The sequence below is a fragment of the Pseudomonas phenolilytica genome, assembly GCF_021432765.1.
Taxonomy (GTDB): Bacteria; Pseudomonadota; Gammaproteobacteria; order Pseudomonadales; family Pseudomonadaceae; genus Stutzerimonas; species Stutzerimonas phenolilytica.
In genome coordinates, this window is the sequence record NZ_CP058908.1 from 2,147,671 (window position 1) to 2,169,979 (window position 22,309).

Sequence of the window (22,309 nt, forward strand, 5' to 3'; positions counted from 1 at the left end):
GCGGGCGCTTGCGCTCTTTGCACGCGCGGCGAGGCACGAGCCGGCGTGCAAACGCGCGCGCTGACGTCCCTGTAACACGTCAGATAAACCCAACTGAACAGTGTCGATTCGTTGCAATTTGGAGCATTAGAAAATGAGCGTTAAAGATCAGATTCGTGTTGACCAAAATTTTCAGGAAACCCCAAACGGACGGCTGTTCTTCGATAGCCATTCGGCCAAGCTGACCGACCTGTCGGGCGTTCGCTTGCTGCGTTGCGGCGTCGATACGGTCCGCCAGCTGTATCGCGGGCTGATCCGCCCGGAAATCATGGCGCTGTTCGAGAAACCGGGCGTCATGGTCGAGTTCGCTGGCGAGTTCTGGCATGCCGGACGGGTAGGGCGGGACTCGGGCTACCAGTACAAGTTGCAGAACGCCGATCTCGGCTTCGTGCTGCTCATCAAAAACTTCAACGCCAAGCTGGAACAGATCGGCCCACACCTGAAAATCGAGGTGTCGCCGCACGCGATCGACGCGCTGTCGCCTGAGCGCCTGCAAGAGCGGATGGACTACTACGCTGCAGCCGTTATGACGCACCGCGAACGCAACCAGTGCGCTGTCCATCTGGCGTTGGATCTCCAGGGCTGGAAGCCTCCGGTGGATCTGGTGGCGCGACTGCACTGCCGCGCGCGGACGCATCGGGATATCTCGGGCATCAACGAAATCAACTGGGCGACCAAGTCCAGCGTCTACGGGCGCGGGGAAACGTCCATGTTCGGCTCGGCTGGTGGCGTCCAGTTGTGTATCTACAACAAGACCGAACAGGCCCGCGCGACCGATAAGCTCGACTTTTGGGAAAGCGTCTGGCGTCGTCGGGACTCGTTCGATCCCGCCGATCCTGATAACTACGATCCGGAAGCGGACGTGTGGCGGATCGAGCTGCGCTACCACCATTCGGTCATCCAGCAGTTCGCCAGCGGGTCGATCAGCGCAAAGACCGGCGAGGCCATCGAGACGGATTCATACGCAGCGTTTTCGGGCCACCTCGACGGCCTGTGGCGCTACGGGCTGTGCCAGTTCAAGTTGCTGCATCGTCCGGGGCAGTACGAGCCAATCTGGACGCTGATTCGCGACGATATTCGTGTCGATGTGCCGGTCGACTCCCTGGTCGATGAAACCGAGTACAAGCGCTACTACAAGACCAGCCGTGGCTTCAGCGGCAAGAACGTCGAGCTATTCCTGGGAAACTTCGTAAGCCTGCTGGCACGGGAGCGAGTGGGCGCTAAAACCGCATTTGATCGACTGAAAGAATGGGAATGCTGGCCGGTCATTCGTGACCACTACGCGGCCAAGGATATGAGCGAGCGCGACCTGTACAAGCACATCAAGACGTTGCTCCAGGAGCGCCATGTTCGATGGGGTAGAGCGGTCTGATGGCGATCCAGCAGCTCCCTGACGGTCGCTGGCGGGTCGATGTTGAGCCGGTCAAAGGCAAGCGGTTTCGCAAGACGCTGAAGACCAAGGCCGAGGCAATGCGCTTCGAGGCGACCTGTCGAGCCAAGTGCAACGAATCGAACGATTGGGCACCACGGCCAAAGGATAAGCGCAGGCTGTCGGAGCTGGTCGAGCTGTGGTTCGACCTTCACGGCGTCTCGCTCTCCGATGGCGTTCGTCGTGTGGCGATCCTGCGGGCGTGTGCAAAGGCGATGGGCGACCCGGTAGCCCGTATGGTCGATGGTGCAAAGATCGCTGCCACGCGCGCGCGTTGGATGGCAGCAGGCGTAACCGGCAAGACAGCGAACAATCGCCTCGGCTACCTGAAAGCCGTTTACAACGAGCTGCATAAACTCGACGTGATCGACTATCCCTGTCCGTTCACCCGTATTCGTCCGGTTCGGTTGCAGGAGCGGCCGCTGGCCTACCTGACCAAGCCACAGATTTCGGAACTGCTCGATGCGCTCCAGGCTCGGAACACGTCTCCGCATCCGGCGATGGTGGCGCGTATCTGTCTGGCAACCGGGGCAAGGTGGGGTGAGGCGCAAGCGTTGCGACCGGAGCGGATAAGAGGCAATGCCCTGGTGTTCGCCAATACCAAGTCCAAGCGGGTGCGGATGGTCCCGGTAACGCCTGAGCTGGTGGCAGCGATCAAGAAGCACTGGCAGACGCACGGCCCGTTCACCAACTGCATCGGCGTGTTCCGTCTGGTCCTGCTCTCGACCTCGATCAAGCCACCACGCGGACAGGCAAGCCACATCCTGCGGCACACCTTCGCAGCTCACTTCATCATGGGTGGCGGGCACATCGTGACGCTGAAGGAGATCCTGGGCCATGCGTCGCTGAACATGACGATGCGCTACGCCCACCTCGCGCCTGAGCATTTGCATGATGCGATCAGGCTGGGGCCGCTGGCAGGCATTGCCTTACCGCTCGCGGATCAGTAAACGACAATTAGAGGAGGTGCGCCAATGGCGTACAATCAGCTATGATCTTTATCGAGACGCCGATGTTTACCAAGCGCCTGCGGGAGCTGCTCAGCGATGACAGCTATGCGGAGTTTCAACGGCAATTGGCTGATCGGCCCGACATGGGAGACGTGATCGAAGGTACTGGCGGCATCCGCAAGGTTCGAGTTGCGTCCAGTGGTCACGGCAAGCGAGGCGGCTCCAGGGTCATCTACTACCACTTCACGGCTGCTTCGCAGATCGCGCTTCTGCTGATCTACCCGAAGAACGAGAAGGACGACCTTACGGCAGACGAGCGCAAGGTGCTCAAGCAAATCATCGAGCGGTGGAGGTAATCACCATGAGTAGATTCTTCGAAGACCTTCTGGAAAGCGTCCAGCAGATGGATGAGATCCGGCGAGGCGAGCGACAGCCTTCGCGGGAGTTCACCGTGGATGCTCTGCAGGTGAAGGAAATCCGCAAGGCAACCGGGCTGACTCAGGCCAAGTTTGCGGCGATGATCGATGTTCAGCTCGGCACGCTGCGCAATTGGGAACAAGGCCGACGCGAACCGACCGGTCCGGCCAAGGCGCTGCTGCGCGCTATTCATAACGATCCGAAGCACGTTATCCAGGCGCTTTCGTCCGTCTGATCTCGGCCTAGCGGCTGGTCCTTTTCGACACTTCTTCGACACCACTAAAAGCCAGAAACGAAAAAGCCCTGTAAAAACAGGGCCTTAGCGTGTGGTGTCTGGAGCGGGCGAAGGGAATCGAACCCTCGTCATGAGCTTGGGAAGCTCAGGTAATGCCATTATACGACGCCCGCTTGAGGGTGCCTTTTTACCAGAAGGCCGCGTTGAAATGAAGCGCGGTGGCAGCTTTTTCTAGGATGGGCCGCTCAGGTCCCCCTAAATCTGCGTGATTTCCTCGGCGGTGAGCGGGCGATAGCGCCCGGGCGCGAGGCTTGGGTCCAGTAGCACGGGGCCCATGCGCTCACGGTGCAGCGCGGTGACCCGGTTGCGGAAGTGGCCGAACATGCGTTTGACCTGATGGTAGCGGCCTTCGTGCAGGGTCAGGCGGGCGCGGCGCAGGCCGAGCAGTTCCAACTGGGCCGGCTGGGTGGTGAGGCCCTCGAAGCGGAAGTACAGGCCCTTGGCGAAGGCCTCGATGCAGGCGGGGTCGATCTCGTCCTCGGTGTCGACCAGGTAGACCTTGCTCTGCAGGCTGCTCGGCTGGGTCAGGCGGCGCGACCACTGGCCATCATTGGTAAGCAGCATCAGGCCGGTGGTGTTGAAGTCCAGGCGGCCAGCGATGTGCAGGTCATCCTTGTCAGGTTCGTCAATCAGGTCGATTACCGTGCGGTGCGACGTATCACGGGTGGCGCTGACGCAGCCGCTTGGCTTGTGCAGCATCAGGTAGCGGGCGGTCTTTCCTGGCTGTAGCAGTGCACCGTCGAGTTCGATGCGATCGAACAGACGCACTTCCCGGTCCATCGCCCGGATCACCTCGCCATTCACCCGCGCGCGACCTTCGACGAGCAGACGCTGGACATCCTGGCGGCTGAGTTGCGCGCGGCCGGCGAGGTAGCGATCCAGGCGCATCAGGCTTTGGCTAGGTCTTCGCTGCGGGCGCAGCGTGGGCAGAGGCAGGCCTGGTTTCTGAGCGCAGGAGGGATGCGTTCGAGGGCGTCCTGATCGATGGTGGCAGACATGCACCAGCACGGCTGTTGCGCACCGGGATCGCACTCGGCGCACTGGTTGGGTTGGCCGCAGAGCGGGCAACGGGAGGGTTCGACAGGCTCGCTCATGGCGTTTCCGTTGAAGCATCGGGTGTCGCCTGCCGGCGGTGGGCCGGCAGGCGACGCCGGGTTACATGACGCGCTGACCTGGCTTGGCGCCGGCGTCAGGGCTGAGCAAATAAATTTCGCTGCCGCCGGGGCCCGCCGCCAGGACCATGCCCTCGGACAGGCCGAACTTCATCTTGCGCGGCGCCAGGTTGGCGACGTACAGGGTCAGGCGACCTTCCAGCTTGCTCGGGTCCGGGTAGGCGCTCTTGATGCCGGAAAACACATTGCGCTTGGCGTCGCCGATGTCCAGCGTCAGGCGCAGCAGCTTGTCGGCACCCTCGACCAGCTCGGCCTTCTCGATCAACGCGATGCGCAGATCGACCGCGGCGAAGGCATCGAAGTTGATTTCCGGCGCCAGCGGCTCCTTGACCAGTTCGCCGTTGCCTGCCGGAGCGGCGGGCGCGCTGGCCGCCAGGTCTTCCTTGGAGGCTTCGATCATGGCTTCGATCTTCGCCGGCTCGATACGCGTCATCAGCGGCGTGAAGGCGTTGAGCTGGTGGTTGGCCAGCAGCGTGGCATGGTCGTTCCAGCTCAGTGGCGCGACGTTGAGGAACTGTTCGGCGGCGGCGGCGAGGTTCGGTAGAACGGGCTTGAGGAAGATCACCAGCTGGCGGAACAGGTTGATGCCCAGCGCACAGATTTCCTGCACCTCGGTCTGCTTGCCCTCGACCTTGTTCAGCGCCCAGGGCGCCTTGTCGGCGATCCAGGCGTTGGCGCGGTCGGCCAGGTGCATGATTTCGCGCATGGCGCGGGCAAAATCACGCGCCTCGTAGGCTTCGGCGATGCTCGGCGCAGCGGCCTGGAAGCCAGCCCAGAGTTCCGGTTCGAGGTTGGCGTCGACCATCACGCCGCCATTGCCCTTGTGGATGAAGCCGGCGCAGCGGCTGGCGATGTTGACCACCTTGCCGACCAGGTCCGAGTTGACCTTTTGCACGAAGTCCTCGAGGTTCAGGTCGAGGTCGTCGACGCCGCGGCCGAGTTTGGACGCGTAGTAGTACCGCAGGTATTCGGGATTGAGGTGCTCAAGATAGGTACGTGCCTTGATGAAGGTGCCACGCGACTTGGACATCTTCTGCCCGTTCACCGTCAGGTAGCCATGCACGTTGACCGCGGTCGGCTTGCGGTAGCCGGCGCCTTCGAGCATGGCGGGCCAGAACAGGGTGTGGAAGTTGATGATGTCCTTGCCGATGAAGTGGTACAGCTCAGCGCTCGATTCCTTGGCCCAGAAAGCATCGAAGGAGAGCTCCGGGCGGCGCTTGCAGAGGTTCTGGAAGCTCGCCATGTAGCCGATCGGCGCGTCCAGCCACACGTAGAAGTACTTGCCCGGCTCGTCGGGAATCTCGAAGCCGAAGTAGGGCGCGTCACGGGAGATGTCCCACTCCTGCAGGCCGCCGTCCAGCCATTCGGCGATCTTGTTGGCCACCGATTCCTGCAGCGTGCCGCTGCGGGTCCACTCCTTGAGCATCGCCTCGAAGTCCGGCAGCTTGAAGAAGAAGTGCTTGGAGTCCTTGAGCACCGGGGTGGCGCCGGAGATCGCCGAGCGCGGGTCCTTCAGTTCGGTGGGCTCGTAGGTGGCGCCGCATTTTTCGCAGTTATCGCCGTACTGGTCCTCAGCGCCGCACTTGGGGCAGGTGCCCTTGATGAAGCGATCGGCGAGGAACATGCCCTTCTCGGGGTCGAAGTACTGCGTCACCGAGCGGGTGGCGATGTGCCCGGCATCGCGCAGGCGGGTGTAGATCAGCTCGGCGAGCTCGCGGTTTTCCTCGGCATGGGTCGAGTGGAAGTTGTCGAAATCGACCAGGAAGTCGGCGAAGTCGGCGCTGTGCTCGGCCTGTACATTGGCGATCAGTTGTTCCGGTGTAATGCCTTCCTTCTCCGCGCGCAGCATGATCGCCGAGCCGTGGGCATCGTCGGCGCAGACGTAGATGCACTGGTTGCCGCGCAGCTTCTGGAAGCGCACCCACATGTCGGTCTGGATGTACTCGAGCATATGGCCGAGGTGGATCGAACCGTTGGCATAGGGGAGGGCGCTGGTAACGAGAATCTGGCGGGCTTCGGACATGGGATCTGCGTTCGGAATTACGAAAGAAAGGCTGCAACTATAAAGGTGTGTCGGGTTTTTTTCATCCGCGCAGCCGGCGCACGCAGCGCTCGGCGGCCGCTGCGGCTCTGCTGCGGTGGGCTGGAGGCTGACTGCGCGGTAATATGCCTGCCTGATTTGCTCGGTCTTTCTTGGGAGTAGCCATGTCCGTCACCCGTGAAGCTGTGGAAAACGTACTGCGCCAGTACACCGATCCCCACTTGAACCAGGATCCGGTCAGTGCCGGTTGCGTGCGTTCGATCGACGTTGGGGGGGAGCGCGTCAGCGTTCAGCTCGAACTGGGCTACGCCGCGGGGCTGTTTCGCAGCGGTTGGGCGCAGATGTTGGCAATGGCGATCGAGGGGCTGGATGGCGTCGCCCGTGCCGACGTGCAGGTCGATTGCGTGATTCGCGCGCACAAGTCTCAGGAGCAAGTACCGGCATTGGCCAATGTGAAGAACATCATTGCCGTTTCCTCGGGCAAGGGGGGCGTCGGCAAATCCACCACCGCCGCCAATCTGGCGCTGGCGCTGGCCCGCGAAGGGGCGCGTGTCGGCATGCTGGACGCCGACATCTATGGGCCGAGCCAGGGCATCATGTTCGGCATCGCCGAGGGCACGCGCCCGCAGATTCGTGATGGCAAGGCCTTCGTGCCGCTGCAGGCACACGGGGTGCAGGTGATGTCGATGGCGTTTCTGGCCGACGACAAGACCCCGATGGTCTGGCGCGGGCCGATGGTGTCCGGTGCGTTGTTGCAGCTGATCACCCAGACCGCCTGGGACAACCTGGATTATCTGGTGATCGACATGCCGCCGGGCACCGGCGATATCCAGCTGACGCTGGCGCAGAAGGTGCCGGTGACCGGCGCGGTGATCGTCACCACGCCGCAGGACCTGGCGTTGCTGGATGCGAAGAAGGGCGTGGAGATGTTCCGCAAGGTGAATATCCCCGTCCTGGGTGTGGTGGAGAACATGGCTGTGCACATCTGTTCGAACTGCGGCCATGCCGAGCATCTGTTCGGTGAAGGTGGTGGCGAGAAACTGGCGGCCCAGTACAACGTCGACCTGCTGGCGTCGTTGCCGCTGTCGATGGCGATCCGCAGCCAGGCCGATGCGGGCACGCCGACCGTGATCGCCGACCCGGAAAGCCAGATCGCCATGATCTACCAGCAGATCGCCCGCACCGTCGGCGCTCGCATCGCTCAGAGCGGGCAGATCATTGCCCAGTCGATGCCGAAGATCGTGGTGTCTGACGATTGAGCCGGCAGTCTGCGGGTGGCGGCGGCAGCCGGCCGCCCGCAGACTGAAGGAAAATCGCAGGCATAAAAAAAGCCCCGCCGAAGCGGGGCTTTTTCAGAGAAGCTTCAGGTTAGATAACCTGAACTTCCTCAGCTTGCATGCCTTTCTGGCCGCGGGTAGCGACGAAGGAGACTTGCTGGCCTTCTTTCAGGCTCTTGAAGCCGTCACCCTGAATGGCACGGAAGTGTACGAAGAGGTCGTCACCGGATTGCGGAGTGATGAAGCCGAAGCCTTTCTCATCGTTGAACCACTTAACGGTACCGGTTTGGCGATTGGACATTTGATGTCTCCTTGAACCAAGTTTTGAAGAATAAAGTGCGGGCTAAAAGGCCCGAACATCACTGTGTGCAAGGAGATAGGAGTCGTATCGATATTTGGATCGAAATCTAAACATGTAGCGATTCACGGTGACACATGCAGCAGCAGCCCAGTAACAATACCGTTTTTCTGGAGCAAAGCGAGCTTTATTTTGGATTTCTTCGCCGTGCGGCCGCAGCTGGCTGTGACGGCCGTTGCGGCGTGACAGAAGCCAGGCTTTGAACACCCGTGTCAGGCTCGGTAAGATGCGCCTCTTCGCAGGACCATTAACCTATTCAGGACGCCAGCCATGAGCATCAAATCGGACAAGTGGATTCGCCGCATGGCCCAGGATCACGGCATGATCGAGCCCTTCGTCGAGCGCCAGGTGCGCACCGAAGGCAGCGAGCGACTGATCTCCTATGGCGTCTCCAGCTACGGTTACGACGTGCGCTGCGCCGATGAATTCAAGGTGTTCACCAACATCCATTCGGCCACCGTGGATCCGAAGAATTTCGACGAGAAGAGCTTCGTGGATGTGAAGGGGCCGGTGTGCATCATTCCACCGAACTCCTTCGCGCTGGCGCGTACCGTCGAGTATTTCCGCATCCCGCGCGATGTGTTGACGATCTGCCTGGGCAAGAGCACCTACGCGCGTTGCGGCATCATCGTCAACGTCACGCCGCTGGAACCGGAGTGGGAAGGCCATGTGACGCTGGAGTTCTCCAACACCACCACGCTGCCGGCGAAGATCTATGCCAACGAGGGCGTGGCGCAGATGCTGTTCCTGCAGTCCGACGAGCCTTGTGAGGTGTCTTACCGCGACCGCGGCGGCAAGTATCAGGGGCAGCGCGGCGTGACCCTGCCCAAGGCCTGATGGACGAGGCGCCGCAGCCGGGACGCTCGCCCGGACTGCGGTGCTTTCATTGACGCTTCACGCGCCGAGATAGGCGTCGCGTACCTTCGGGTCGTTCAGCAGCTGCTCGCCGCTGCCCTGCATGACGATGCGCCCGTTCTCCAACACATAGCCCCGATCGGCCAGCCTGAGCGCCTGGTTGGCGTTCTGCTCGACGAGGAAAATCGTCACGCCATCCTCACGCAGCTGTTCGATGATGTCGAAGATCTGCTGGATGATGATCGGCGCCAGGCCCAGCGACGGTTCGTCCAGCAGCAGCAGCTTCGGTTTGCTCATCAGCGCCCGACCAATGGCCAGCATCTGCTGCTCGCCGCCGGACATGGTGCCGGCACGCTGCGCAAGGCGCTCCTGCAGGCGCGGGAACAGGTGCAACACCTTGTCCAGCTGCTGCTGGTTGTCGGCCTTGCTGCCGAAGAATCCGCCCATCGCCAGATTCTCCTCGACGGTCAGGCGCGCAAACACCCTGCGTCCTTCCGGCACCACGGCGATGCTCTTGCGCATGATGTCGCAGCTTTGCTGGCCGACCAGTTCCTCGCCCTCGTAACGGATGCTGCCGCTCGCGGCCTGGGGCGAGCCGCAGAGCGTCATCAGCAGGGTCGACTTACCGGCACCGTTGGCGCCGATCAGCGTGACGATTTCGCCCCGCTCGACGTTGAGGCTGACGTCATGCAGCGCCTGGATCTTGCCGTAACAGGTGGAGACGTTATCGAAAGACAGCATGCTCACGCCTCCCCCAGATAGGCTTTGATCACGTCCGGATTGTTGCGGATCTGCTCCGGCGTACCGTCGGCCAGGGGGGTGCCCTGGTTGATGACGTAGATGTGGTCGGAAATGCTCATCACCAGCTTCATGTCGTGCTCGATCAGCAGAACGGTTACGCCGTGCTCCTCGCGCAGCAGGGCAATCAGTGCCTTGAGATCCTCGGTTTCCTTCGGGTTCAGGCCGGCCGCCGGCTCGTCGAGCATGAGGATGCGCGGGCGCGTCATCATGCAGCGGGCAATCTCCAAGCGGCGCTGCTGGCCGTAGGCGAGGGTGCCGGCCGGACGGTTGGCGATATCGGTCAGATTCACCTGCTCCAGCCAGTGTGCGGCGAAGTTCATGGCCTCCCGCTCGCTCTGACGGAACGCCGGCGTCTTCAGCAGGCCGGCGAGGAAGTTGGTGTTCAGGTGGCGGTGCTGCGCCACCAGCAGGTTTTCCACGGCCGTCATGTCCTTGAACAGGCGGACGTTCTGGAACGTGCGCACCACGCCCTGGCGGGCGATCTTGTGGCCTGGCATGCCCTGAATCGGCGTGCCGTCGAGGAGAATCTCCCCGGCGGTCGGCTGGTAGAAGCCGGTCAGGCAGTTGAATACGGTGGTTTTGCCGGCGCCGTTGGGGCCGATCATCGAGACCACCTGTCTTTCCTGTACGTTCAGGGCCACATTGTTGACGGCCAGCAGGCCGCCGAAGCGCATGCTCAGGCCGCGTACTTCTAGAATCGGGCGGCTCATTGCTTCAGCTCCAGGTGGGGGCGTTGCATGGGCAGCAGGCCCTGCGGACGCCAGATCATCATCAGGACCATCAGTGCGCCGAACATCAGCATGCGGTACTCGCTGAATTCGCGCATCAGCTCGGGCAGCAGGATCATCACGACGGCCGCGAGAATCACGCCCAGCTGCGAGCCCATACCGCCCAGCACGACGATGGCGAGAATGATCGCCGACTCGATGAAGGTGAAGGATTCCGGCGACACCAACCCCTGGCGCGCGGCAAAGAAGCTCCCGGCAAAGCCGGCGAACGTGGCGCCGAGGGTGAACGCCGACAGCTTGATCACCGTGGGATTCATGCCCAGAGCACGGCAGGCGATTTCGTCCTCGCGCAGCGCTTCCCAGGCGCGGCCGATCGGCATGCGCAGCAGGCGGTTGATGACGAACAGTGTCAGCAATACCAGCAACAGGGCGATCAGGTAGAGGAAGATCACCTTGTTCACCGAGTTGTAGGCCACCCCGAAGTACTCGTGGAAGGTCTGCATGCCCTCGGCGGCGCGGCGCTCGAACGACAGACCGAACAGCGACGGTTTGTCGATGCCGCTGATGCCGTTGGGGCCGCCGGTCAGGTCGGTCATGTTGCGCAGCAGCAGGCGGATGATCTCGCCGAAGCCGAGCGTCACGATGGCCAGGTAGTCGCCACGCAGGCGCAGCACTGGGAAGCCCAGCAGAAAGCCGAACAGCGCAGCCATCGCCCCGGCGATGGGCAGCGCCGTCCAGAAACCGACGCCGTAGTAGTGCGAGAGCAGCGCGTAGGTATAGGCGCCCACGGCGTAGAAGCCCACGTAGCCCAGGTCGAGCAGCCCGGCCAGACCGACGACGATGTTCAGGCCGAGGCCGAGCATCACGTAGATCAGGATCAGCGTGGCAATGTCCACCGCGCCGCGCGAACCGTAGAACGGCCACACCAGCGCCACCAGCACCAGGCCGATGATGATGTAGCGTTGCGTGGAGGGCAGGGTGAGGAAGTTGCCGGTGCCGGCCGGAATGCTCGGCAGACTCGTGCTGGCCGCCCAGCCGGCGGGCAGGCGCGTACGCACCAGCTGCCAGAAGAACATCGCTACGGCGCACGCGGCGATGATCCAGAACGTCAGCGCGTCCGCCCCATGCACCTCTACCTTGATACCTACCGTGGTGAGCTTCACGCCAAGTACCGGCACCGCGACGGCGATTACCAGCAGGGCGCTGAAAAACGCTGTACGAAGATTGCGCGTCATACCTTTTCCACCTCCGGGCGACCGAGGATGCCGGTGGGGCGGAACAGCAGGACGAGCACCAGCAGGCTGAATGCCACGACATCCTTGTACTGGTCGCCGAACAGATCGGCACCGAAGGCCTCGGCCACGCCGAGCACCAGACCGCCGAGCATCGCGCCCGGTATGCTGCCGATGCCGCCGAGCACCGCGGCGGTGAACGCCTTGATGCCGGCGAGGAAGCCGATGTGCGGGTTGATCACGCCGTACTGCATGCTGATCAGTACCGCCGCGATGGCCGCCAGCGCCGCGCCGATGACGAACGTCAGGGCGATGATGTTGTTGGTGTTGATGCCCAGCAGATTGGCCATCTTGATGTCTTCCGCGCAGGCGCGGCAGGCGCGTCCCAGCCGCGAGCGCGAGATGAACAGCGTCAGGCCGTACATGGTGATGAAAGTCACGATGAAGATCGCCACCTGCATGTAGGAGATCGTCACGCCGTTCATGGTGCTTTCACCGAGGACGAAGTTGCCCGGCATCAGATTGGGGATGGCCTTGTCCTTGGAGTCCTGGGCCAGCAGCACGACGTTTTGCAGGAAGATCGACATGCCGATCGCCGAGATCAGCGGAATCAGCCGGTTACTGCCACGCAACGGGCGATAGGCGACCCGTTCGATGCTGTAACCGTAGGCGCTGGTCACGATCATGCTCGCGAGGAAGGCGCCGATCATGAGGAGCGGCAAGGCGTCCAGACCCAGCATGGACAGGCCGATGATGGCGATGAAGGCAACATACGAGCCGATCATGTACACCTCGCCGTGAGCGAAGTTGATCATGCCGATGATGCCGTACACCATCGTGTAGCCGATGGCGATCAAGGCATAGGTGCTGCCAACGGTGAGGCCGTTGATCAGCTGTTGTAGGTAATGGTAAAGCTCAGGCATCACTGCTCTCCCGAAGTCCCTGCAATTTCATTCCGGTTGGCTGCGCTGCCCACATCGAACACGCCGCACACCCGCGCGGCGCTACTACGGTACGACGACGCGCGGATCACGCGCGGTGCCGGTTCGAGGCGGGCCTGCGGTTCAGGCCGCTCGTCGGATTACAGGTATGGCAAGGCGGCCCGATGCTTGTGGCAGGGCCGCCCGCTAAGACAAAGCCCACGGCAAGTGGGCTTTGCGAGGCTGATGGAAATTACTTGGCTTCGGTCTTGGTGCCGTCCTGGTGCCATTCGTAGACGACGAAGTTGAAGTTCTTCAGGTCGCCTTTCTCGTCGAATTCCAGCGCGCCGGTCGGGGTGTCGAAGGTGTTGCTGCGCAGCGCCTCGGCCACCTTGTCGGTGTCGGTACTGCCGGCCTTCTCGATGCCTTCGGCGATCACCTGCACTGCGGCGTAGGCCGGGAACACGAACGGACCGCTCGGGTCCTGCTTCTTGGCCTTGAAGGCTTCGACGAGCTGCTGGTTTTTCGGATCTTCGTTGAAGGATTTCGGCAGGGTCACGTACATGCCTTCGGAAGCCGGGCCGGCGATGGCGGAGATTTCCGAGTTACCCACGCCTTCCGGGCCCATGAAGCGCACGTTCAGGCCTTTTTCCTTCGCCTGGCGCAGCAGCAGACCGAGTTCCGGGTGGTAGCCGCCGTAGTAGACGAAGTCCACGCCTTCGCGCTTGAGCTTGGCAATCAGCGAAGAGAAGTCCTTGTCGCCGGCGTTGATGCCTTCGAACAGGCCGACCTTGATGTTCTTGCTTTCCAGCGTCTGCTTGACGGCAGTGGCGATGCCTTCGCCGTACTGCTGCTTGTCGTGGATGACCGCGACGTTCTTCGGCTTGACGTGATCGGCGATGAAGTTGCCGGCGGTCGGACCTTGCAGGCTGTCCAGGCCGATGGTGCGGAAGATCAGCTGATAGCCGCGCGAGGTGATGTCCGGGCTGGTGGAGGCCGCGGTAATCATCAGGATGCCTTCGTCCTCGTAGATATCGGACGCCGGCTGAGTGGAGCTGGAGCAGAGGTGGCCGACCACGAACTGCACGCCGTCGTTGACGATCTTGTTGGCGACTGCCACGGCCTGCTTCGGATCGCAGGCGTCGTCGTAGCGTATGCCCTCGAGTTTTTGGCCGTTCACCCCGCCGGCCTTGTTGATCTGCTCGATGGCCATCTCGGCCCCAATGAACTGCATGTCCCCGTACTGCGCGACCGATCCGGTCACCGGGCCGGCCATCGCGATCCGGATGGTATCGGCCGCAACCGTGTAACTGGCGGTGCCGCTCAAAACGAGGGCGAGAACGAGTTTGGACAGACGCTGGTTGCTCTTCATATGCGCTCCACTTGCATCATTATTGTTTGGATCCTGCATGTCGCAGAGGCGTTACGGGCCGATCGTCCCGGAACGGTGCGGCAACTGTACCGGCACAGTGTAGAAGTGTCTCCTCTCTTTGCACAGCCGGCAGAACTGGGCGTTTTGACCGACACGGCGCCGCGTTATGATGGCCGCCCCCTCACTCGGGTAGCTCCCATGACCGACGATGTAAGCACTCTCTATGCCAAGCTTTTGGGCGAAACGGCGCCGATTACCTGGGAAGAACTGCAGCCGTTCTTCGCCCGTGGCGCGCTCCTGCGGGTCGCGAACGATTTCGACCTGGTCGAGGTAGCGCTCGCCGTGGCGCAGGACGATCGCGCCAAGGTTGCGGCCTGGCTGGAAGGCGGTCAGCTGCTGAGAATGGATGCGCCGCAGGCGCAGGACTGGCTGGAGCGCGATCCGCAGCTATGGGCGGTGGTCGTCGCGCCCTGGGTGCTGGCGCAGGAGCGGGGCGTGCGGCCGGCCGTGCACTGAGACGGTGCGCCTGTGGGTGACGCGGCGATTATCCGCGCACCCAGCGCTGCCGCGCCCAACCGCTGAGGGCGTCGACCGCCAGCACCATCAGCAGCATGGCGATGATCACCGTCGAGGCCTGGGCCTCCTGGAACAGGCTGAGGCTCATGTGCAGCATCTGCCCCAGGCCGCCGGCACCGACGAAGCCGAGCACGCTCGCCATGCGGATATTGTTTTCCCAGCGATACAGCGTGTAGGCCACCAGCTGCGGCCACAGGCTGGGCAGGGTGCCGTAGCAGAAGGCGACGACGCGTCCGCCGCCGTTCAGCCGCAGCGCATCGGCCGGTGCCGGCGGGGTGTTTTCCAGCGCCTCGGCGAACAGTCGGCCGAGCACGCCGGCGGTGTGCAGGGCCAGGGCGAGGGTGCCGGCATTCGGCCCGAGCCCGGCAGCGAGCACCATCAGCGCCGCCCAGACCAGTTCCGGAATCGCCCGCAGCGCGTTGAGCAGCAGTCGTGCCGCCGCCTGGGCGGCTCGGCCGAAGCGCCCGGCAGCGGGCAACGCCAGCAGCAGGCCCAGCAAAGCGGCGAGCAAAGTACCGATGGCCGACATCGCCAGGGTTTCCAGCGCGCCCCGGCCGATGGCGCGCAGATGCGCCGGTGACAGGTCGGGATCGAGAAAGCCCGCCGCATATGCGGCCATCTGCCCGAGCCCTTCGCGCCCGAACAACGTGGCGGTGTCCAGGTGCAGATAGGCGAAGGCGGCGACCACGGCCGCGAGCAGCGCCAGCGGAATCAGCAGACGGGCCAGGAGCTTCATGCGAACCTCCAGCGCAGCAGCCGGCTGAGCAGGTCGGCCAACAGCACCAGGGCGAGGAAGGTCAGCAGCATGCTGGCGACCTCGCCACCGGCGAACATGCGCATCGACAGGTCCATCTGCTGACCCAGCCCGCCGGCGCCGACGAAGCCCATCACCACCGAGGCGCGTACCGCGCATTCCCAGCGATAGACCGAGTACGACAGCATCTCCCCGGTCGCCTGCGGCAGCACGCCATAGCAGAACGCCTGCAGGCGCGAACTGCCGGCGGCGAGCAGCGCCCGCGCCGGTTGCGGATCGACCGACTCAAAGATTTCCGCATAGACCTTGCCGAGCATGCCAGCGTAGGTGATGGCGATGGCCAGCACGCCAGCGGTCGGGCCGAGGCCGACCGCGCGGACGAACAGCAGCGCCCAGACGATTTCCGGGATGCTGCGCAGCACGATCAGCAGGCCGCGCGCCGGCCAGCGCAGCGCCTGGGCCCACCATGCCGGGCGGCCGCCTCGGCTGAGCGCCGAAAGCGACAGCGCGCGCGTGGCCAGCAGCGCACCGGGCAGGGCGATCAGCAGCGCCAGCGCCATGCCGGCGGTGGCGATGGCCAGGGTCTCCAGCGTGGCCTGCGCCAGCAGTGCAAGGAATGGCTGGTCGTGCGCCGGCGGCCAGAAACCGGTGAGGAATACGCCCATGGTCTGCGCATTGCTGCCATCGAACAGCACGCCGAGGTCCAGCTCGCTGAGCGAAAGCCCCGGCCACAGCAGCGTCAGCGCCAGCAGTGTGAGCAGCAGGCGCGCCGGCGCCGCCGGGTCGCGGGTGACAGTGGGGTTCAGCATCGCGGGATATGCAGGGGCGGCGCGAAGGCCGTGGCCGGAATGGGCGAATGGGCCAGCTGCTCGTTGGCATACAACGCCGCCAGCTCTTCGGCCGTGACCGCGGCGGCTGGTTTGTCGAACAGGATGCGCCCGGCGCGCACGCCGACGATCCGTGGAAAATGCTGCAACGCCAGCTCGACGGCGTGCAGGCTGGCCAGCAGCGTGGCGTTGCGTTGCTGCGCCTCGCGGTTGAGTACGTCGAGGGTGTGGCTGGCGAGCACCGGGTCCATCGCCGAAACCGGCTCGTCGGCGAGGACCAGCGCCGGCGCCTGATAGAGCACACGGGCGATGCCGACGCGCTGCAGCTGGCCGCCGGAGAGCTGGTCGCAGCGCATGTAGAGCTTGTCGGCCAGATCCAGCCGGCCCAGCTCGGCTGCAGCGCCGGCAGCGTCCAGCGGGTAGATCAGGCTGAGCAGGCTGCGGCCGAGCGACCATTGGCCGAGGCGTCCCGCGAGCACTGCAGTGACTACCCGCTGCCGCGGCGGCAGCGGCGGCGCCTGGTGAATCAGCCCGATGCGCGCGCGCAGCCGCTGGCGTTGCGCGACGGATAGCGCCCACGGGCGCTGGCCGAGCAGTTCCAGCTCGCCGCACTGCGGTTTCAGCGCGGTCGCCAGCAGGCGCAGCAGGGTGGTCTTGCCGGCGCCGGACGGTCCGATGATGGCCACCCGTTCGCCCTGGGCGACCCGCAATCCGATGTCGCACAGCGCAGCCTGACCGTCGGCGTGGGTATGGCCCACGCCGCTCAGGCTGACGATCACTTCAGCAGGCCGGCAGCGCGCGCGGCTTGCTCGATGCCTTCGTAGTTTTCCGGCTTGGTCGCGATGAAGCGGCTGGCCGCCTGCAGGTCGAGGATCGCCTTGTGTTCCGGGTTGGCCGGGTCGAGCGCGAGGAAGGCTGCCTTGATCTTCTCGGCCAGGGCCGGCTCGAGGGTGCCGCGCACGGTCCAGTTGTAGTCGTAGTAGGTCGGCGTGGTGGCGAAGACGCGCACCTTGTCGGTGTTCACCTTGCCGGCGGCGACCAGCTTGTCCCATACCGAGGCGTTGAGCACGCCGGCGTCGGCCTTGCCGGCTTCGACCCAGGCGGCGGTGGCGTCATGCGCACCGGAATAGGCGATGCGGGAGAAGAACTGCTCCGGCTCGATGCCGTCCTTGAGCATGAAATAGCGCGGCATCAGGCTGCCCGAGGTCGAGGACACCGAGCCGAAGGCGAAGGTTTTGCCCTTGAGATCCTGCAACGATTTGACCGCGGGATCGGCGGTGATGAACTTGCTGGTGAACTGCTCGTCCTGCTCGCGCTGCACCAGCGGTATGGCATTGCCGGTCTTCAGGCGCGTCTGCACGAAGGTGAAGCCGCCCAGCCAGGCCATGTCCAGACGGTCGGAGGCCAGGGCCTCGACCACGGCGGCGTAGTCGGATACCGGGGTGAATTTCACCGGCATGCCGAGTTCCTTCTCCAGGTACTCGCCCAGTGGCTTGAACTTGCGGATCAGTTCGGTCGGGGCTTCGTCGGGGATCGCAGAGACCCGCAGGGTTTCGGCGGCGTGGATGGCGGTGACGGACAGGGACAGGGCAAGGCCGGCGACGGCTGCCAGGGAGCGCTTGAGCATTGAGGGTTCTCCGGTTCAATGGCGGAAAAAGCGCGGCGATTATAGGTGCGGACGGTCGCGCTTAGCCATGATCGGTTTTCGCGCCTAGAATCGGCACCTTCGCCGTTCTCCGAGGAGCTGTCCTGTGTCCACATTGCCCACCCTTGCGTTTGCCGGTATCGGCCTGATGGGCCTGCCGATGTGTCGCCGCCTGCTGGCGGCCGGTTACCGTCTGCTGGTCTGGAACCGCTCGCCCGACAAATGCGCGCCGCTGGTTGCGCTCGGCGCCACGGCGGTGGCGACGCCGGCCGAACTCTGCGCTGCCGATATCGTGCTGCTGTGCCTGGCCGATACCGCCGCCGTGCGCGAGGTGGTGTTCGGCAAGGGCGGGCTCGCCGAAGGCGGCAAGCCGGGCAAGCTGCTGGTCGATCATTCCAGCCTGGAACCCGGCGCGACGCGCGACATGGCCGCCGAGCTGGAATTTCGCAGCGGCATGCGCTGGGTCGATGCCCCGGTCTCCGGCGGCACCGCGGGGGCGGAGAACGGCACGCTGGCGATCATGGCCGGCGGCCGGGTCGAGGATGTCGAGCGCGTGCGGCCAGTACTGATGCATCTCGGTCAGCGGCTGACGCACATGGGTGAGGTCGGTGCGGGTCAGGTCAGCAAGGTCTGCAATCAGATGATCGTCGCCTGCAATGCGCTGGTGATCGCCGAGGTGGTGGCGCTGGCCGAGCGTGCCGGGGTCGATGCCAGCCTGCTGGCGCCGGCGCTGGCCGGTGGTTTCGCCGACTCGCGGCCGCTGCAGATCCTCGCGCCGCAGATGGCGGCGAGCGAGTTCGAACCGGTGAAATGGCACGTGCGCACGCTGCTCAAGGACCTGGATACCGCGGTGAAACTGTCCCGCGAGCAGGGCTCGGCGACGCCGATGAGCGGCCTGGCCGCGCAGCTGATGCGTCTGCACGGCAGCCAGGGCAACCTGCAGCGCGACCCGGCGACGCTGGTGCAGCTGTACCGTGAGGACGAGTCATGAAAATCGCCGCCAACCTGTCGCTGCTGTTCGGCGAACTGCCACTGGCCGAGCGGGTGCTGGCCGCGCGTGTCGCCGGTTTCGACGGCGTGGAAATCCAGTTCCCCTATGAGCTGCCGGCCGTGCTGCTCAAGGGGCTGCTCGACCGTGCCGGCCTGCCGCTGGTGCTGATCAATCTGCCGGCCGGCGATCTGATGCAGGGCGGCGCCGGTCTGGCGGCGGTGCCGGAGCGTCAGGCCGAGTTCGAGGCGGCGTTGCAGGAGGCGCTGACCTACGCGCTGATGGTCCGCCCGGCTTGCGTCAACGTGCTGCCGGGGCGGCTGGCCGACGGCGTGGCGCGCGAGGAAGCGCTGGAGACGCTCGAGCACAATCTGTGGATGGCCGCCGAAGCCTTCGACATGCTCGGCATCCGCGTGCTGTGCGAGGCGATCAATCCGCTGGACATGCCGGGCTTCCTGATCAACAGCGCCGCTGATCTCGCCGTCTTGCTGGAGCGCGTCAATCATCCCAACTGCCAGGCGCAGCTGGACTTCTATCACATGGCGCGGCAGGGGTTGGACCTCGCCGGATGCGTCGAGCAGCTGCGCGGGCGCATTGGCCACGTGCAGTTCGCCGACTGTCCCGGGCGCGGCGCGCCGGGCAGTGGCGGAGTCGACTTCAGCGCCGCGCTGCAGGCCCTGCAGGCGAGCGGTTACACGGGCTGGCTCGGTGCCGAGTACAAGCCGGGCGAGGCGGGCACCGCGGCGAGCCTGACCTGGCTGGCCGAATGGCAGGCGCGCTGAGCCATCGCGCGGCATAAGCGCAGGTGATGTTTGCAGACGACGGGGGAGGCAGGTTCTAGAGTCAGGCTCGAGTCCCGGCTGGTCTGGCCGGTTACAACAAGAACAATCGAGACCGACGTCATGCAGCCTTCCACCCAAGCTTCAAACGCCTGGCGCGTGCTGTTCCTGCTGTTCCTGGCGAACCTGTTCAATTTCTTCGATCGCACCATTCCCGCGATCATCGCCGAGCCGATCCGCCTGGAATGGAGCCTCAACGACTTCCAGCTCGGCCTGATCGGCACCGCCTTCACCATCGTCTACGCCATCGCCGGTCTGCCGCTGGGGCGCATGGCCGACCTCGGTTCGCGGCGCAAGATCATGGGCTGGGGGCTGACCGTCTGGAGCGGGCTGACGGCGGTGAATGGTCTGGCCTGGAACTTCTGGAGCTTTCTGCTGGTGCGCATGGGCATCGGCATCGGCGAAGCCAGCTATGCGCCCGCCGCCAACTCACTGATCGGCGACCTGTTTCCGGCGCACAAGCGTGCGCGGGCGATGGGGATTTTCATGCTCGGCCTGCCGCTGGGGCTGCTCCTGGCGTTCTTCACCATCGGCTCGATGGTCGAGGCGTTCGACAGCTGGCGCGCGCCGTTCTTCATCGCCGCGGTGCCGGGGCTGGTGCTGGCGCTGTTCATCTTCCTGATCCGCGAGCCGCAGCGCGGCGCCGCCGAGGCGGTGCAAGTCTCGCAGGCGCCGGTGCAGCAGCCGATGCGCAAGGTGCTGGCGATTCGCACGTTCTGGTGGCTGGTGCTGGCCGGGCTGGCCTTCAACTTCGCCACCTATGCCTGCAACGCCTTCATGGTGCCGCTGCTGATGCGTTATCACGCCGTACCGCTGGTGGAGGCGTCGGTCGCCACCGGGGTGATCGTCGGGTTCACCGGCTTGATCGGTCTGACCCTCGGCGGCTGGATCGCCGACCGCATCCACCAGCGTTTCGCCCGCGGCCGGCTGATCTTCGCGGCGCTGAGCATGCTGGTCGCCACGCTCGCCACCGGCTACGCGCTGCTGGCCGGGCGCATCGAGGTCGGCGTGTTCGTCGCGGTGTTCAGCGTCGGCTGGCTGTTTTCCTACAACTTCTATACCTGCGTCTACACCGCCATCCAGGATGTGGTCGAACCGCGACTGCGGGCGACGGCGATGGCGCTGTTCTTCGCCGGGCTGTATCTGCTCGGTGGCGGCATGGGCACGGTGGTGGTGGGCCTGCTCTCGGATCATTTCGCCGAAGCGGCGATGCTGGCGGCGGGTGCAGCGCAAATGAGCGAGACGTTCCGCGCCGAGGGGCTGCACGGGGCGATGTACCTGATCCCTGCGTCGCTGCTGCTGACCATGCTGTTCCTGTTCCAGGCGTCGCGGACGTTCTGCGCGGACGCGCGGCGGATGACGGCGGGCATGGCCGAGGATGGCGCGGCAGGCGAGGCGGTGCCGGCTTAGCACGGGCGTACGGATACGACAGCCGGACTGCATCGGCGCGCTGCCTCCAGTACACTGCGCGGCCGTTTTTTGGCAGTCCGGTACGCACCATGCAGAATGCTTCGCCCGCCCGCGCCTGTGGCATCGACTTCGGCACCTCCAATTCCACGGTCGGCTGGTGGCGGCCGGATGTCGATTCCCTGATCGCGCTGGAAGGCGAGCAGCCGACGCTGCCTTCGGTGGTGTTCTTCAACACCGAGGAGCGCCGGCCGGTCTACGGCCGCCAGGCGCTGAACGAATACCTCGAAGGCTACGAAGGCCGGCTGATGCGCTCGCTCAAGAGCCTGCTGGGTTCCAAGCTGCTGAAGAGCGAGACCACCGTGCTCGGCAGCGCCATGCCGTTCAAGGACATCCTCGGGTTGTTTCTCGGCACCCTCAAGCAGCGTGCCGAAGCGGTGGCCGGGCGGCCGTTCGAGGAAGTGGTACTGGGGCGCCCGGTGTTCTTCGTCGATGACGATCCGCAGGCCGATCGCGAAGCGGCGCAGATGCTCGCGGCGGCAGCGCACAAGATCGGCTTTCGCGACGTCTCGTTCCAGTACGAGCCGATCGCCGCGGCGTTCGATTACGAGTCGCGCATCGAGCGCGAGGAGCGCGTGCTGATCGTTGACATCGGCGGCGGCACCTCGGACTTCTCGCTGGTGCGGCTGTCGCCCGAACGGCGCGCGGTCGATGACCGCCAGGCGGATATCCTCGCCACCGGGGGCGTGCATATCGGCGGTACCGATTTCGACAAGCAGCTCAGCCTGCACGGGGTGATGCCGCTGTTCGGCTATGGCAGCAGGATGAAGAGCGACGCGCCGATGCCCACCAGCACCCACCTCAACCTGGCCACCTGGCACACCATTAACGCGGTCTATGCGCCGGCCTCGCAACGGGCGCTGCAAAGCATGCGCTACGACATCGTCGACCCCACCGGCATCGACCGGCTGTTCCGCCTGATCGAGCAGCGTGCCGGGCACTGGCTGGCGATGCAGGTGGAGCATGGCAAGATCGCGCTGACCGAGCAGACATCCCATGCCATCGATTTTCAGCGCATCGAACCGGCGCTGCGTGCAGAGCTGACCCGCGACGGCTTCGAGCGCGCCATCGCGCCGCTGCTCGAACGCGTCGCTGGCGGGCTGGAGCGCTTGCTGGCGGACGCCGGTGTGCGCCATGACGCGGTCGACACGGTGTTCTTCACCGGTGGTTCGAGTGCCGTGCCGGCGCTGCGGCAGTGTGTCGCCGAGTTGCTGCCGGGTGCGCGCCACGCGCAGGGCAACCGCTTCGGCAGCATCGGCAGCGGCCTGGCCATCGAGGCGCGCAAGCGCTACGGTTGATCCGAGTCCGAGCGGCGTCCGCTCGGTCG

General features: G+C 64.5%; 24 protein-coding genes and 1 tRNA gene. 11 read left to right on the forward strand and 14 right to left on the reverse strand.

The genetic code is table 11. From position 1 onward, the window contains the following. The first annotated feature begins 133 nt into the window (after window positions 1–133). Genes HU825_RS10395 through nadS form a run of 4 tightly spaced genes read left to right on the forward strand, consistent with a single transcriptional unit; the run spans window position 134 to window position 3,070 of the window. The gene (locus tag HU825_RS10395; RefSeq protein WP_234301985.1) at window positions 134–1,411 is read left to right on the forward strand and encodes a hypothetical protein; all 1,278 of its coding nucleotides are present in this window, start codon (window positions 134–136) and stop codon (window positions 1,409–1,411) included. Continuing rightward, window positions 1,411–2,418, forward strand: coding sequence for a phage integrase (locus tag HU825_RS10400; RefSeq protein ID WP_234301986.1), 1,008 nt, complete (start codon window positions 1,411–1,413; stop codon window positions 2,416–2,418). The genes HU825_RS10395 and HU825_RS10400 overlap by 1 nt, the downstream gene beginning before the upstream one ends. A 41-nt stretch (window positions 2,419–2,459) precedes the next feature. After that, the gene (locus tag HU825_RS10405; protein WP_165595285.1) at window positions 2,460–2,774 is read left to right on the forward strand and encodes a type II toxin-antitoxin system RelE/ParE family toxin; all 315 of its coding nucleotides are present in this window, start codon (window positions 2,460–2,462) and stop codon (window positions 2,772–2,774) included. 5 nt (window positions 2,775–2,779) lie between these two features. Next, the gene (gene nadS / locus HU825_RS10410) at window positions 2,780–3,070 is read left to right on the forward strand and encodes a NadS family protein (RefSeq protein ID WP_165595284.1); all 291 of its coding nucleotides are present in this window, start codon (window positions 2,780–2,782) and stop codon (window positions 3,068–3,070) included. A 99-nt stretch (window positions 3,071–3,169) separates the two neighbouring features. Here nadS and HU825_RS10415 read toward each other — a convergent pair. From HU825_RS10415 to metG, 4 genes are all read right to left on the reverse strand, one after another. After that, window positions 3,170–3,243: transfer RNA gene (locus HU825_RS10415), tRNA-Gly, on the reverse strand. An 82-nt stretch (window positions 3,244–3,325) separates the two neighbouring features. Continuing rightward, complete coding sequence (locus HU825_RS10420) at window positions 3,326–4,018, reverse strand: pseudouridine synthase (RefSeq protein WP_156716373.1); 693 nt, start codon at window positions 4,016–4,018, stop codon at window positions 3,326–3,328. Next, window positions 4,018–4,224, reverse strand: coding sequence for a cysteine-rich CWC family protein (locus HU825_RS10425; protein WP_156716374.1), 207 nt, complete (start codon window positions 4,222–4,224; stop codon window positions 4,018–4,020). Before HU825_RS10425 ends, HU825_RS10420 begins: the two co-directional genes overlap by 1 nt. 61 nt (window positions 4,225–4,285) lie before the next feature. Next, on the reverse strand, window positions 4,286–6,325 hold the full coding sequence (metG, locus tag HU825_RS10430; protein WP_234301987.1) for a methionine--tRNA ligase: 2,040 nt from the start codon (window positions 6,323–6,325) through the stop codon (window positions 4,286–4,288). A 182-nt stretch (window positions 6,326–6,507) separates the two neighbouring features. Here metG and apbC point away from each other — a divergent pair, with 182 nt between their 5' ends. After that, window positions 6,508–7,602, forward strand: a complete 1,095-nt coding sequence (gene apbC / locus HU825_RS10435) for an iron-sulfur cluster carrier protein ApbC (RefSeq protein WP_043295974.1) — start codon at window positions 6,508–6,510, stop codon at window positions 7,600–7,602. A gap of 109 nt (window positions 7,603–7,711) precedes the next feature. On the opposite strand, the gene HU825_RS10440 is transcribed toward apbC, so the two are convergent. Beyond that, the gene (locus HU825_RS10440) at window positions 7,712–7,921 is read right to left on the reverse strand and encodes a cold-shock protein (RefSeq protein ID WP_003282211.1); all 210 of its coding nucleotides are present in this window, start codon (window positions 7,919–7,921) and stop codon (window positions 7,712–7,714) included. Window positions 7,922–8,248: 327 nt separating this feature from the next. Between HU825_RS10440 and dcd the strand changes: the two genes are divergently transcribed. Then, window positions 8,249–8,815 (forward strand): dCTP deaminase, encoded by a 567-nt coding sequence (dcd, locus tag HU825_RS10445; protein ID WP_043295975.1) that lies wholly within the window; start codon window positions 8,249–8,251, stop codon window positions 8,813–8,815. A 57-nt stretch (window positions 8,816–8,872) separates the two neighbouring features. On the opposite strand, the gene HU825_RS10450 is transcribed toward dcd, so the two are convergent. The 5 genes from HU825_RS10450 to HU825_RS10470 all read right to left on the reverse strand — a co-directional run bounded on the left by HU825_RS10450 (window position 8,873) and on the right by HU825_RS10470 (window position 13,886). Next, complete coding sequence (locus tag HU825_RS10450) at window positions 8,873–9,574, reverse strand: ABC transporter ATP-binding protein (RefSeq protein ID WP_043295976.1); 702 nt, start codon at window positions 9,572–9,574, stop codon at window positions 8,873–8,875. Between the two features lie 2 nt (window positions 9,575–9,576). Further along, window positions 9,577–10,344, reverse strand: coding sequence for a high-affinity branched-chain amino acid ABC transporter ATP-binding protein LivG (gene livG, locus HU825_RS10455; protein WP_043295977.1), 768 nt, complete (start codon window positions 10,342–10,344; stop codon window positions 9,577–9,579). Then, entirely contained in the window at window positions 10,341–11,597 is a 1,257-nt protein-coding gene (locus HU825_RS10460; protein ID WP_043295978.1) for a high-affinity branched-chain amino acid ABC transporter permease LivM, read from the reverse strand. The genes livG and HU825_RS10460 overlap by 4 nt, the downstream gene beginning before the upstream one ends. Then, entirely contained in the window at window positions 11,594–12,517 is a 924-nt protein-coding gene (livH, locus tag HU825_RS10465) for a high-affinity branched-chain amino acid ABC transporter permease LivH (RefSeq protein ID WP_043295979.1), read from the reverse strand. The genes HU825_RS10460 and livH overlap by 4 nt, the downstream gene beginning before the upstream one ends. A gap of 250 nt (window positions 12,518–12,767) precedes the next feature. Then, the gene (locus HU825_RS10470; protein WP_043295980.1) at window positions 12,768–13,886 is read right to left on the reverse strand and encodes a branched-chain amino acid ABC transporter substrate-binding protein; all 1,119 of its coding nucleotides are present in this window, start codon (window positions 13,884–13,886) and stop codon (window positions 12,768–12,770) included. A 198-nt stretch (window positions 13,887–14,084) separates the two neighbouring features. Here HU825_RS10470 and HU825_RS10475 point away from each other — a divergent pair, with 198 nt between their 5' ends. Beyond that, window positions 14,085–14,402 carry a DUF2288 domain-containing protein gene (locus HU825_RS10475; protein ID WP_008566728.1) on the forward strand — a complete coding sequence of 106 codons (318 nt, stop codon included), beginning with the start codon at window positions 14,085–14,087 and terminating at the stop codon, window positions 14,400–14,402. Between the two features lie 28 nt (window positions 14,403–14,430). Here the strand turns inward: HU825_RS10475 and phnE are convergent, their stop codons facing one another. Genes phnE through HU825_RS10495 form a run of 4 tightly spaced genes read right to left on the reverse strand, consistent with a single transcriptional unit; the run spans window position 14,431 to window position 17,670 of the window. Continuing rightward, window positions 14,431–15,198, reverse strand: a complete 768-nt coding sequence (gene phnE / locus HU825_RS10480) for a phosphonate ABC transporter, permease protein PhnE (RefSeq protein ID WP_043295981.1) — start codon at window positions 15,196–15,198, stop codon at window positions 14,431–14,433. Next, complete coding sequence (locus tag HU825_RS10485; RefSeq protein WP_043295982.1) at window positions 15,195–16,025, reverse strand: PhnE/PtxC family ABC transporter permease; 831 nt, start codon at window positions 16,023–16,025, stop codon at window positions 15,195–15,197. The genes phnE and HU825_RS10485 overlap by 4 nt, the downstream gene beginning before the upstream one ends. Continuing rightward, on the reverse strand, window positions 16,019–16,822 hold the full coding sequence (locus HU825_RS10490; protein ID WP_054093729.1) for a phosphonate ABC transporter ATP-binding protein: 804 nt from the start codon (window positions 16,820–16,822) through the stop codon (window positions 16,019–16,021). Before HU825_RS10490 ends, HU825_RS10485 begins: the two co-directional genes overlap by 7 nt. Beyond that, on the reverse strand, window positions 16,819–17,670 hold the full coding sequence (locus HU825_RS10495) for a putative selenate ABC transporter substrate-binding protein (RefSeq protein WP_138299429.1): 852 nt from the start codon (window positions 17,668–17,670) through the stop codon (window positions 16,819–16,821). Before HU825_RS10495 ends, HU825_RS10490 begins: the two co-directional genes overlap by 4 nt. A 166-nt stretch (window positions 17,671–17,836) precedes the next feature. On the opposite strand from HU825_RS10495, the gene HU825_RS10500 reads away from it, so the two are divergent. From HU825_RS10500 to HU825_RS10515, 4 genes are all read left to right on the forward strand, one after another. Continuing rightward, a complete protein-coding gene (locus HU825_RS10500; RefSeq protein ID WP_231736862.1) occupies window positions 17,837–18,679 on the forward strand; it encodes an NAD(P)-dependent oxidoreductase in 843 nt (280 codons plus the stop codon). Further along, a complete protein-coding gene (locus HU825_RS10505; RefSeq protein ID WP_138299431.1) occupies window positions 18,676–19,458 on the forward strand; it encodes a hydroxypyruvate isomerase family protein in 783 nt (260 codons plus the stop codon). Before HU825_RS10500 ends, HU825_RS10505 begins: the two co-directional genes overlap by 4 nt. A gap of 120 nt (window positions 19,459–19,578) precedes the next feature. Next, the gene (locus tag HU825_RS10510) at window positions 19,579–20,925 is read left to right on the forward strand and encodes a spinster family MFS transporter (protein ID WP_054093733.1); all 1,347 of its coding nucleotides are present in this window, start codon (window positions 19,579–19,581) and stop codon (window positions 20,923–20,925) included. Between the two features lie 89 nt (window positions 20,926–21,014). Further along, window positions 21,015–22,280: an Hsp70 family protein gene (locus HU825_RS10515; RefSeq protein ID WP_043295988.1), complete on the forward strand. Its 1,266-nt coding sequence runs from the start codon at window positions 21,015–21,017 to the stop codon at window positions 22,278–22,280. Window positions 22,281–22,309 lie beyond the last annotated feature (29 nt).